9 protein-coding genes are annotated in these 10,695 nt (G+C 69.1%); 2 read left to right on the top strand and 7 right to left on the bottom strand.

From position 1 onward, the window contains the following. Positions 1-82 precede the first annotated feature (82 nt). From ACFWE2_RS21555 to ACFWE2_RS21580, 6 genes are all read right to left on the bottom strand, one after another. Positions 83-847, bottom strand: a complete 765-nt coding sequence (locus ACFWE2_RS21555) for an ABC transporter ATP-binding protein (protein ID WP_377226256.1) — start codon at positions 845-847, stop codon at positions 83-85. After that, positions 844-1,665 carry an ABC transporter ATP-binding protein gene (locus ACFWE2_RS21560; RefSeq protein WP_377226264.1) on the bottom strand — a complete coding sequence of 274 codons (822 nt, stop codon included), beginning with the start codon at positions 1,663-1,665 and terminating at the stop codon, positions 844-846. Before ACFWE2_RS21560 ends, ACFWE2_RS21555 begins: the two co-directional genes overlap by 4 nt. Positions 1,666-1,828: 163 nt before the next feature. After that, entirely contained in the window at positions 1,829-2,815 is a 987-nt protein-coding gene (locus tag ACFWE2_RS21565; RefSeq protein WP_377226257.1) for a branched-chain amino acid ABC transporter permease, read from the bottom strand. Between the two features lie 13 nt (positions 2,816-2,828). Next, positions 2,829-4,238 carry a branched-chain amino acid ABC transporter permease gene (locus tag ACFWE2_RS21570; RefSeq protein WP_377226258.1) on the bottom strand — a complete coding sequence of 470 codons (1,410 nt, stop codon included), beginning with the start codon at positions 4,236-4,238 and terminating at the stop codon, positions 2,829-2,831. A gap of 390 nt (positions 4,239-4,628) precedes the next feature. Continuing rightward, positions 4,629-5,906 carry an ABC transporter substrate-binding protein gene (locus tag ACFWE2_RS21575; RefSeq protein ID WP_377226259.1) on the bottom strand — a complete coding sequence of 426 codons (1,278 nt, stop codon included), beginning with the start codon at positions 5,904-5,906 and terminating at the stop codon, positions 4,629-4,631. Between the two features lie 256 nt (positions 5,907-6,162). Further along, entirely contained in the window at positions 6,163-7,017 is an 855-nt protein-coding gene (locus ACFWE2_RS21580; RefSeq protein ID WP_377226260.1) for an aldo/keto reductase, read from the bottom strand. 247 nt (positions 7,018-7,264) lie between these two features. On the opposite strand from ACFWE2_RS21580, the gene ACFWE2_RS21585 reads away from it, so the two are divergent. Then, positions 7,265-7,468: a cold-shock protein gene (locus ACFWE2_RS21585; protein ID WP_377226261.1), complete on the top strand. Its 204-nt coding sequence runs from the start codon at positions 7,265-7,267 to the stop codon at positions 7,466-7,468. 190 nt (positions 7,469-7,658) lie between these two features. Further along, on the top strand, positions 7,659-8,402 hold the full coding sequence (locus ACFWE2_RS21590; protein ID WP_377226262.1) for a hypothetical protein: 744 nt from the start codon (positions 7,659-7,661) through the stop codon (positions 8,400-8,402). A 100-nt stretch (positions 8,403-8,502) separates the two neighbouring features. Here ACFWE2_RS21590 and ACFWE2_RS21595 read toward each other — a convergent pair whose 3' ends face one another. Beyond that, positions 8,503-10,470 (bottom strand): DEAD/DEAH box helicase, encoded by a 1,968-nt coding sequence (locus ACFWE2_RS21595; RefSeq protein WP_377226263.1) that lies wholly within the window; start codon positions 10,468-10,470, stop codon positions 8,503-8,505. Positions 10,471-10,695: the final 225 nt, after the last annotated feature.

Below are 10,695 nucleotides of genomic sequence, written 5' to 3' on the forward strand. Positions count from 1 at the left end.
GTAGAGCGCCTGTCCTGGTCTCCCGGCAACACCGGGGAGGCTCGGACAGGCGCTCTACTTCGCGGACCTACCTCGGCAACCTTCAGGAGGCCTTGTCGACGTCCTCCGCCAGCGTGCCCAGGTACAGCGAGATCACCTTGGGGTCGGCCTGGAGCTCCCGGCCGGTCCCGGTGTGCGCGTCCTTGCCCTGGTCGAGCACGTAGCCGCGGTCGCAGATCTGCAGGCAGCGCCGCGCGTTCTGCTCCACCATGATCACCGACACGCCTGCCTTGTTGATCATGCGGGTACGCAGGAACGTCTCGTCCTGACGCACCGGGGACAGGCCGGCGGACGGCTCGTCGAGCAGCAGCACCGACGGGTTCATCATGAGCGCGCGGGCCATCGCGACCATCTGGCGCTCACCGCCCGACATCGCGCCCGCCCGCTGCCCGCGCCGCTCGCCCAGCGTGGGGAACAGGTCGGTGATGAACTCGAACCGCTCGTCGAACGCCTTGGGCCGCAGGTACACGCCCATGCGCATGTTCTCCTCGACGGTGAGCGAGGGGAACACGTTGTTGTTCTGCGGAACGAAGCCCACACCCTGCGAGACGAGCGTGTCGGCCTTCTGGTTCGTGATGTCCTGGCCCGCCAGGGTGACGGAGCCGGAGCGCACGTTCACCAGACCGAACAGGGACTTGAGCAGCGTCGACTTGCCGGCGCCGTTCGGGCCGATGATGCCGACGAGCTCGCCCTTCGCCACCTCGAGGTTGCACCCGTTCAGGATGTTCACGCCGGGCAGGTACCCCGCCACGATGTCGGTCGCCTTGAGCAGGGGCTCCCCCTTGGCAATCGTCGCCACGTCGCTCATCGCTTCTCCTCCTCGGCCTCGAGCCGGGCCAGCACTGCGGGGTCGAGCAGCGAGTCGTCCCCGAGGTCGGTGTCGTGGTGGGCGCCGAGGTAGGCGTCCACGACCGCCTGGTCCTGCATGACGGCCGCGGGCGGTCCCTCCGCGACGATCCGGCCCTCCGCCATCACGACCACCCAGTCCGAGATGTGCCGGACGGCGTGCATGTCGTGCTCGACGAACAGCACCGTCATGCCGTCGTCGCGCAGCGCCTGGACGTGGTGCAGCAGGGACTGCACGAGGGCGGGGTTCACACCGGCCATGGGCTCGTCGAGCATGATCATGGTCGGGTCCGTCATCAGGGCCCGTGCCATCTCGAGCAGCTTGCGCTGGCCGCCCGAGAGCGAGCCCGCGAAGTCGTCCTTCTTGGTGTCGAGCTTGAACCGCGAGAGGATCTCGAGCGCCTTCTCGGTGTTCCGCTTCTCCGTGCCGGACCACAGCGGCTTGACCAGGGACCGGAACAGGTTCTCGCCGGGATTGTCCATCGCGGCGAGCAGCATGTTCTGCATCACCGTGAGACGCGACAGCGCCTTGGTGAGCTGGAACGTACGGACCATGCCGTTGCGCGCCACCTTGGCGGCGCTCATCCCGTCGAGCGACCTGCCCTCGAAGGACCAGGAACCCTGGTTGGGCTTGTCGAACCCGGTCAGCAGGTTGAAGAACGTCGTCTTGCCCGCACCGTTGGGGCCGATCAGGGCGGTGATGACACCCCGCTGGACCTCCAGGTGCTCGACGTCGACGGCGGTCATGCCGCCGAACCGGCGCTGCACGCCGTCGGCCATCAGGATCGTGTCCGGCTTGCTGACACCCACCTTCGGCTCGACGGCGGCGAGAACGTGCTCGGCCGCTCGGGCTGCCGCGGAATCGCTGCGCTCGACGGCGTCCAGCGCCTCCACGGTGCTCTCGGGCTCGGTCACCTCAGTCACTGTCTTCTCCGTCGTCGTCTCATCGGGCATCGAAGGCGAGCTCCTTCTTGTTCCCCAAGATCCCTTGCGGGCGGAAGATCACCAGCAGCATCAGGGCGACGCCCACGACGAGGCCACCGATGTTCTCTACCTGGTCCGGGGCGAGCGTCCCGGCCAGCCCCTCGCGCATCCCGGCGCGCAGGAGCATGAAGACCGCCCAGAACAGCATCGAGCCCAGCACGGGCCCGAACAGGGTGGCCGCACCGCCGAGCAGCAGCACGGTCCAGACGAAGAACGTCATCGACCGAGCCATGCCGTCGGGCTGGATGGCACGCGGCAGCACGTACAGCACTCCGCCGAGTGATCCGAAGACACCGCCGAGGACGAGGGCCTGCATCTTGATGGCGTAGACGTTCTTGCCGAGCGCCCGGACCGCGTCCTCGTCCTCGCGGACACCCTTGAGCAGGCGGCCCCAGGGGCTGCGGGTGAGCAGCCAGACGACGACCAGCGCCAGTGCGACGAGCGCCCAGCCGACGATCCGGACCCACCAGGAGTCCGAACCGTTGTTGAGGTACTCGAACGGGCCGATGGCGGTGCGTCCGTCAGGCAGGGGCGAGAGTGCGGCGAACGTGTCCTTGAACTCGTTGCCACGGAGGCCCGCCTGGCCGCCGGTCCACTGGGCGAGGCCACTGGACCGGCCGAGCATGCGGACGATCTCGGCGGCCGCGATGGTGACGATCGCCAGGTAGTCACCACGCAGCTTCAGCGTGGGCATACCAAGGATCAGCGCGAAGAGGATGCTCGCGGACAGCGCGACGATCAGGGCGAGCCACAGCGGTGCGCCCGCGATCGTCGAGATCCCGAAGCCGTAGGCGCCGAGCAGCATGAAGCCTGCCTGGCCCATGTTGAGCAGTCCGGTGTAACCGAAGTGCAGGTTGAGGCCGATCGCGGCCAGGACGAAGGCGGCAGTGGTCGGTGCGATCAGCTCGCCGGCCGCTTGCGTGAGGATTCGGCTCAGTTCTTCCATGGGGATTGTCCTTTCAGCCGATCCGCTCGCGCCGGCCGAGCAGGCCTTGCGGCCGCAGCAACAGGACGAGAATCAGGATCGCGAGCGCGGTGGCGTAGCGAAGGTCGTTCGGCATACCGGGGATGAGCGGCGACATCTCGACGACGACGCCGATGACCATCGACCCGGCCAGTGCGCCGAACGCCGTCCCGAGGCCACCCAGCGTCACCGCTGCGAACATCAGCAGGAGCATCTGCATACCGGTGTTCCAGCCGAAGGTGCCGACCGACAGGCCGTACATGAGCCCCGCCAGACCGGCGAAGCCGGTCGACATCGTCCAGACGATGCGGACGATCTTGTCGGGGTTGATGCCGGTGGCCGACGCCAGCGCCGGGTTGTCCGACACGGCGCGCGTGGCCCGACCGATCCGCGTGCGGGTCAGGAACCAGCCGATGAACAGGATCGCGATCACCGCGACGCCCATCGAGGCCCAGGACCACGACGAGAGCGTGATCCCCGCGATGGTCATCGACGTCGGGTTGCTGCTCAGGATGCGCTCCGAGCCGTTACCGATCATGAGCTGGATCGTGTACTGCAGGGTGAGCGAGAGCCCGATCGTGATGATCATGAGCTGTGTCAGCGGCGTACCGCGCTGACGCAGCGGCTTCCACATCACCACGTCCTGCACGAACCCGGAGGCCGTGCAGAGCGCCAGCGCGAAGAGTGCGGCCGCCCAGAACGGCAGACCCCACATGTTGACCCCCATGAAGGTGAACACCGCCCCGAGGGTGAACTGCTCGCCGTGCGCGAAGGTCGACAGGCCGGTTGTGCCGTAGATCAGGCTGATACCGACGGACGCGAGGGCCAGCAGGAGGCCGAGGCGGATCCCGAGGCCGAACTTCTGCCACACGTTCGCCAGGGAGAACCCGCCCCCGGTGGCTTCCTCGGACCCTTCCTCGCCGGCGGCGGGGGTCTCCGCACCGGTTCCCTCGCTCGCCCCTGGCTCGGCCGACGGCGTGCTGCTCACCGGCTGGTCGCCGAGCCGGAAGGCGCCGCGCGCGGTCGACCCTCTCTGCGCTGTCACCTCACGCTCGGCGGGGTCGGGGAACAGGCCCTCGGGCAACGTCGCCTCGTCGAGGGTGATCGTGTACGTCCCGACCTCCGGCACCTCGACGGAGACCGGGCCTTCCTGGGTGGTGGTCACTAGGGCCTCGAACTCGGCGCCGGAGATGGTGACGCCGACGTCCGGGACGAAGTTGTTGTCCTCGTCCATGACGATCGCCGCGACGCAGGCCGTCGAGGCATCGGGTGTGCAGTCTGTCGCGACAGGTGCCGTTGCGGCCATGGCTGGCGCCGCCGCGAGCAAGGCCGGGAAGGCCGCTGCCGCGAGCGTGGCCACGAGCCTGCGCGCGGCTGTCGCGAGGTTCGGTCGGTCGGCTGTCATCTGCCGGGTCCTCCGTCGGTTCTGGTGTGTGGTGCCCCGAGGTCTCGGTGCCGCTCGACGCCAGGATGATTTAGCCCTGCTTAACCAGGCCTGCATCAAACTGATGGCATCAGCGTGCCGGAAGTGTAGCCGCACCGTGTGTCACGGATTACACGTGTTGTGTCACACAGAGTTTCGCCGGCCGCAGATTGGTCGCCATAACGATCTGCACCGTTGCAGATCGGGGGTCGACCGGCGATAGCGCGGCAGGTGGCGGGCGTCATGTCCGGTTCGAGACCCGCTTGGGTCGCAGTTCGACAACGATCGACCCGGTCACCCAGAGAGGTGACCGGGTCGATCGACTTTCAGTTCTGTCATTCACTGATCAGCGCAAGATCAGGAGCGATCAGGTCAGCCGGCGACCGAGCCCTCGACGACCTTGGTCCAGATGTTCTTGTTGTCGCCGTCGTACTCGTAGACGCCGATGAACGCGGACGACGGGTCGTTGTCCTCGTTCAGCGGCCCGATGCCGGAGACACCCTGGTAGGCGATCTCGTCGCCCGCCTCGAGCGCCGCGACGCCCTCCTCGAACGTCGAGACCTCGGTGGCGCCCTCCTCCGAGCCCGAGACGGCACGGATGTTGTCCGCGATCGTCTGGCCGTCGGTGCCCTCGCCGCGCACGGCGGCGAGCGCGACGAGGATGGCGGCGTCGTACGACTCAGCGGCGTACGCGTAGTCCGCGAGCTCCTCGTCGTTCTCCGCCACGTACCAGTCGTTCAGGCGCTGCTTGAAGTCCTCGGGAGCGTCGGCGCCGGGGATGGTGCCCTTGACGCCCTCGAGCGTGCCGGGGTCGAAGTCCTTGGAGTAGTCGGCGGTGTTGCCGTCGCACAGGTACGTCTTGCCTGCGAACTCCCAGTCCTGGGTGACCAGCTCGGCGATGGCAGCCTTGGTCTCCTCGAAGGCGAAGATCGCGATCGCGTCCGGCTTCGCGGCCAGGGCGTCCGCCACGACGTTCGAGAAGTTGGTCTCGGCCTGGGCGAACTCGGTGCCGTCACCCTTGGCGCCGTAGACGACCTCGCCGCCGCCGGCCTCGACCGCCATCTGCACGTTGTCGCGCAGACCGGTCGCGTAGTCGTCCTGCATGGTCAGGAACGCGACCTTCTGGTGCCCGTCGTCGAGCATGAGCGAGCCGAGCGCCTGACCCTGGACGGTGTCCGGCGGGGCGGTCCGCGCGAAGAGCGGCGAGTAGCCCGACAGCGTGGTCGCCGTGTTCGCCGGCGAGACCTGCATGACGCCGGCCTCGGTCACGGAGTCGACGACGTTGAGGGTCACCGTCGAGGACGCGGCACCGATGATGGCGGCGACGTCCTGGCTCAGCAGGTCGGTGACCGAGTTGGTCGAGACGGTGAGGTTGTCGCCGTCACCGGAGTCCGAGGGGACGACCTCGACGTCGTTGCCGAGGACGCCGCCGGCGGCGTTGATGTCGTCTACTGCCTGGCCGACGCCCGCGACCTCGGGCGGACCCAGGTAGGCGAGGTTACCGGTGAGCGGGAGCAGGGTTCCGATCTTCAGCGGATCGGACGAACCCTCCCCCTCGCCGCCTCCGGAGGTGGTGGAGCAGGCCGCGAGGCCCACGCTGAGGACAGCGGCGATCGCAAGACCGCGCGCCGCCGTGGAACGTCGAATCATTCTGCTGTTCCCCTTCGAGCGGGAGTGAACCTGACGCGGCGACTTGCCTCGTCGTGGCGATGAACGTAGTCACACTCTGTGTCACCAATGTGTCTAGTCCGTCACACCGACTCGATCGTTACGAGGATGTTACCCGGGTCGCACAGTCCCCCAAGAGGAGGGGCGAAAACGGGATTCGAACGGGAAAGAGGGGCAGCGACGACAGCGCCGAGAGGTCATCTCCGTGCCCCGCGCACGCCGCCGAGAGCCGCTCGGCTCAGTGTCGGAACTGCGTGAACGAGGCCGTCGCCGGGTCCGCGCCGATCCGGCCGCCCGGCGAGTCCAGGGCGTCGATCTCGGCCATCTGCGCCTCGGTCAGCGAGAACGAGAACAGGTCGAGATTGGTCGCCATACGCTCCGGGTTCACGGACTTCGGGATCAGGATCACGCCGTGCTGCACCTGCCAGCGGAGCACCACCTGACCGGGTGTCACGCCGAGCTCGTTCGCGATGCCGACCACCACCGGTGCCTCCAGGTCAGCCCCCTGCCCCAGGGGCGAGTACGCCTCCGGGGCGATGCCGTGCGCCCTGCTCCGCTCGACGGTGGCGGGCTGGCGGAAGGTCGGGTGCAGCTCGACCTGGTTCACCGCCGGCACGACGTTCGACTCGCTGACCAGCCGGTCTATGTGCTCAGGCAGGAAGTTGGAGACGCCGATGGCCCGCACCGCGCCGTCGGCCAGCAGCTTCTCGAATGCTCGCCACGTCTCTGCGTACAGGCCGCGGCCGGGGACCGGCCAGTGGATGAGGTACAGGTCGACGACGTCGAGGCCGAGCGCCTGGCGGCTGTCCTCGAAGGCCCGCAGCGCGCTCTCGTAGCCCTGGTCGCCGTTGCGCAGCTTGGTGGTGACGAAGATGTCCTCGCGCGGGACGCCGGTGGCCCGGAGGGCCGCACCGACACCCTCCTCGTTGTAGTAGGCGGCAGCGGTGTCGATGTGCCGGTAGCCGAGCTCGAGGGCCGTCTCGACACACGCCTGCGTGCCGTTGCCGGGCACCTGGAACACGCCAAGACCCACCTGCGGGATCTCGACGCCGTTGTTGAGCCTGACGGACGGGATGGCGGTGGCTGCGTTCATGCCAACCGTTCTAGCATCCGCCCCTGACACCGTCGACACACCGTCGACGAGGCCCGAAAAACGGGGCCTGGGACCCCGCGGACACAAGTCAGATGCAAGTCACTGAAGATTGATCGGGCTTTCCTAGCGTCTGGCGGGTAAGGTATGAGCGTTGCAGTGCCTCGATCGTTCTTCCGTGAGATGACGACGACACCGTGATTATGCGATCCCGACGGTCGGGGTCGTCGCCTCATGCAAGGAGCAGTACATGGCATTCGGAACCGTCAAGTGGTTCAACGCCGAGAAGGGCTTCGGGTTCATCGCGCCCGAGGACGGTGGGCAGGACGTGTTCGCTCACTTCAGTGCGATCCAGTCGGACGGCTACCGTTCGCTGGAGGAGAACCAGCGCGTCGAGTTCGACGTGAAGCAGGGCCCGAAGGGCCTGCAGGCGGAGAACATCCGCCCGATGTGATCCCTCAGACTTCGCAACCGTCGCGCTGAGCTCGTCCGAGTTCGTCGCAGGTTGCACGACGAAGGCCCGGCCACCTTTCGAGGTGACCGGGCCTTCGCCATTTCAGCCGGTGGACCGACGGCTCGATCTGGAACCGTTGGCCCGCGCCGGGCGTTTCCCACCTGGACCGTCACCTACGAAGGACGAGATCATGGGCTTCCTCGACCGACTGCTTGGCCGCGAGCCGCGCGAGCAGACCCCGGGCATGTACCAGGGCGGCAGAATGCCGCAGCAGTACCAGCAGACGCGGGGCCAGACCCCCGAGTACGGCACCGCACCCGTCTACGGCTCCGCCGCGAGCACCGGGCGCAGCGAGGACGAGGTGGCGATCGAGCGCTACCGCTACCTGCTCCGCACCGCCCCGCCGGACCGGGTGGAGGAGGCGCACGCCGAGGCGTTCGCACAGCTCACGCCCGAGCAGCGCAGCCAGGTCCTCGCCCAGCTCAGCGAGTCCGTCCCGCCGAACGAGCGCGCGACGTCGGACGACCCGCGGGACCTGGCCCGCATGGCCACCCGCGCGGAGATGCGCAACCCGGGCACCCTGGAGCGCAACTTCGGGCAGAGCCGCGGCCCGGGCTTCGGCTCGATGCTCGGTGCGAGCATGCTCGGCACGATCGGCGGCATGGTCATCGGCTCCGCCGTTGCGGACATGATGTTCGGCAGCTCCTTCGGAGACCCCGCGCAGGACTTCGCCGGGGGTGAGGAAGGCGGCGACGCCGGCGGTGCGGAGGAAGCGGGCGGCGACGCCGGCGCGGAGCCCGTCGAGGCTTCCGGCGACGCCGGCGGTGATGCGGGCGGCCACGCCGGTGGCGGCTTCTTCGGAGACTTCGGTGGCGGCGGCGACTTCGGCGGGGGCGATTTCGGCGGCGGCGATTTCGGGGGCGGCGAGTTCTGACCCCCGCTGGACGGGCTGTGCCCCGTCGGTCGAAAGCTTGTCGAGATCCTGAGGTCTCGACAAGCTCGACCGGCGGACGCTTGGTCGCGACCGGCGGCGATCAGCCGCCGATGAGACGCAGGAATCCACCCAGCTCCATGAGGCGGCGGACGCCGTCGGCCTCCAGGTCTCCCGGAAGGTAGTCGGTGAGCCGGGGTGACGAGACGACCACTGCCTGCCACTGCGCGCGCGAGACCGCCACGTTGATGCGGTTGCGCGACAGCAGGAAACCCATACCCCGGGAGACGTCGTCGGGCGTCGAGGCGGCGAGCGTCAGGATCGCCACCGGCGCCTCCCGTCCCTGGAACATGTCGACGGTTCCGACCGGCACCCCGTCGAGACCGGCATCGCGAAGCGCCTGACGAACCAGGTGAACCTGCGCGTTGTACGCGGCGACCACCACAACGTCGTCGGCCCCGAGCGGGCGGGACGGCCCGCCACCACCCGGCGTCCACGTGCGCCCGAACACGTGCCGCACCTGGCGCACCACCTCGGCGGCCTCCTCGGGGGACGACGTCGAGCGCCCCTCGTGCGACACCGGGACGTGCAGCACTCCGGGTGCCACCCCGGCGAGCGATCGCGTGGTCGTGATCGGATGGGCCGAGAGGCGCCCGGCGTACGAGAGCTGGGACACCGCGGCGCAGACATCGGGGTGCATGCGCCACGACTCGGGCAGCAGGTAGCCGAGCCCGTCCGGAAGTACGGCGCTGCCGGCCGCGAGCCAGGCGAGCGCCGACTCGTCGACGGGTTCCGGGTGCTTGCCCTGACTGACCTGCGGCAGCTGTTGCGGGTCGCCCAGCAGCAGGAGCCGCTGAGCGGACCGGCCGACGGCGATCGTGTCGGCGAGCGAGAACTGGCCGGCCTCGTCGATGACCAGCAGGTCGAGTCCTTCGTCGGGCCAGCGCTCGTGTGCGAAGTCCCATGCGGTGCCCCCCACCACGCAGCCGCCCGAGCTGTTCGCCGCGAAGTCCGCGAGCTGAGTGCTCGACAGCTCCTCCCACGGCTGACCGCTGACCTGCTCGGCGCCCTTCGACCGCTGTTTCTTCGCCACGAGCTCGGCGGGCACGTCCGCCTTGTCGACCACGGCGCTCAGCATGTTCTCGACCGCCGCATGTGACTGGGCCACCACGCCCACCCGCCAGCCGGCGCCCACCAGCTTGGCGATGACGTGCGAGCCGACATGGGTCTTTCCGGTCCCGGGCGGACCCTGCACCGCGAGGTAGGAACGGTCGAGGCGCTCGACGGCCGCGTGCACCGCCGCCTCGAGATCGAGTCCGCCATCCCGTTCGTCGCCGAGGTCGGGCAGTGCCCCGTCGACGAGCCGCGGCTGCCGTCTGCGCAGCAGGTCGACCGCGGCCCCGTCGGGCAGCGTCCGGTCCGTGTCCCACGAGGCGAGTGCTGCCCGAGCGGCTTCCTCCACTGCCCGCTCCTGCGCGTCGCGTGCGGGTCCGCAGTGCGGCGCGAGGGCGACAGGAGCCTGTTCGTGCGGCTCCGCTCCGCCGGACAGCCGCTCCCGCAGCACGACGACGTCGCGTCCCCGAGGCACGTCGTCCCGCTCACCAGGCTCCCGGACCTCCTGGATCACGCCGCCGGAATGCTCCCCGCGCACGGCCCGCGCCTCCAGCCCGCCGACGACGGCCGGCACCGGCTGGTCGTACAGAACGTGCACCGTGTTCCCGACGCCGAGATCGGACCCGTCGACCCGCGAACCGTCGAGCATGCGCCCGACCAGCTCGATCTCCCGTGAGGGCAGCCGATCACGCCCCACGATCCCCCAGCCGCGCAGCACGGTCGAACGTTCCACGTGGAACGTCGACCGCCGGCCAGGCCATTCGTCGAGCGGAAGCTCGAGCCGCGCGTAGTGCTCCTGCCAGAACGGCTTGTCCTCCCGCTGGTAGTACCCGACGGCGGCCCCCAGCAACGCGAGCGCCTGCACCTCGAGCGACCGTTCCCCACGGTTCTCCCCCACCCGGGCGGAGATCTCGGCAGCCAGCGCCAGCCGCCTCTCCCGCCCCTCCCTCCGAGCCACAACCCGAGCCGATTCCCCAGAGGCTCCGACAGCCCCGCCCACCGGCGCTACCGAGGTCTCGACAGGCTCGACCACCGGTGAAACCCCCGCCACCCCACCCTCGCCCGACGCGGGCTCACCACCCTCAGAAGGCGAGTCAGCAGCAGAGGCCGTGGGGAGCGAGAATGCGCGCGCGGATGCGTTCACGGGCCCCAGGGGGCCCTCCACTTCGGGAAGGAATACATC

This window comes from Promicromonospora sp. NPDC060271 (assembly GCF_042726755.1).
Taxonomy (GTDB): Bacteria; Actinomycetota; Actinomycetes; order Actinomycetales; family Cellulomonadaceae; genus Promicromonospora.